Origin of the sequence: Micromonospora sp. H61 (assembly GCF_018070325.1) — a bacterium.
In the GTDB taxonomy this organism is placed as follows: domain Bacteria; phylum Actinomycetota; class Actinomycetes; order Mycobacteriales; family Micromonosporaceae; genus Micromonospora; species Micromonospora salmantinae.
Genome location: NZ_JAGPXY010000235.1, coordinates 1 through 759, shown reverse-complemented (window position 1 = coordinate 759; position 759 = coordinate 1). Strand labels below are relative to the sequence as shown.

The following is a 759-nucleotide window of genomic DNA, read 5'->3' as shown; positions in this document are numbered from 1 at the left end:
ACGTCGGGATGTCGGTCGAGCCCTGGATGCTGGCGTGGCCACGAAGCGCCATCACCCCGCCACCCGGGCGACCCATGTTGCCCAGCAACAGCTGGATGATCGCCCCGGTGCGGATGTACTGCACACCCACACTGTGCTGCGTCCAGCCCACCGAGTAGATCAGCATGCCGGTGCGGTCCCGACCGGAGTTCGCCGTCCACGCCCGCGCCAACTCCAGGAACTGCGCCTGCGAGATGCCACAGACCCGCTCCACCATCTCCGGGGTGTAACGGGAGAAGTGTCGCTTGAGGATCTGGTAGACGCAGCGCGGATGCTGCAACGTCTCGTCGCGCCGGGTCTGCCCGCCCACCGGCGCGCCGTGCGACTCGTGCGTCAACCCCGCGGCGCTGTCCCGCTCCTGGGCGGTGTGCCCACTGCCGGACGAACCCTCGTGCCCCTCGTACTGCCAGCTGTCCTGCACGTAGGTGCCGGTCTCCGGGTCAAAGCCGGAGAAGAAGCCGTCGCCGTCCTCGGTGTCGCTGAACTCCTCGCTGACGATCGTCGCCGCATTGGTGTACGCGAGCACGTACTCCCGGAAGTCCAACTCGTGGTCCAGGATGTAGCGCACCACCCCGCCGAGCAGCGCGATGTCAGTGCCCGCCCGGATCGGCACGTACTCATCCGCGACCGCACTCGTCCGGGTGAACCGTGGATCGACGTGGAAGACCTTCGCACCCTTGCGCTTGGCCTCCATCACCCACTGGAAACCCACCGGGTGCG

Annotated in this window: 1 protein-coding gene; it reads right to left on the bottom strand. The window is 67.6% G+C overall.

What is annotated here, in order from left to right:
• Positions 1-759 (bottom strand): molybdopterin-dependent oxidoreductase (locus tag KBX08_RS33360; RefSeq protein ID WP_210787727.1); only part of this gene is annotated, 759 nt, incomplete at both ends.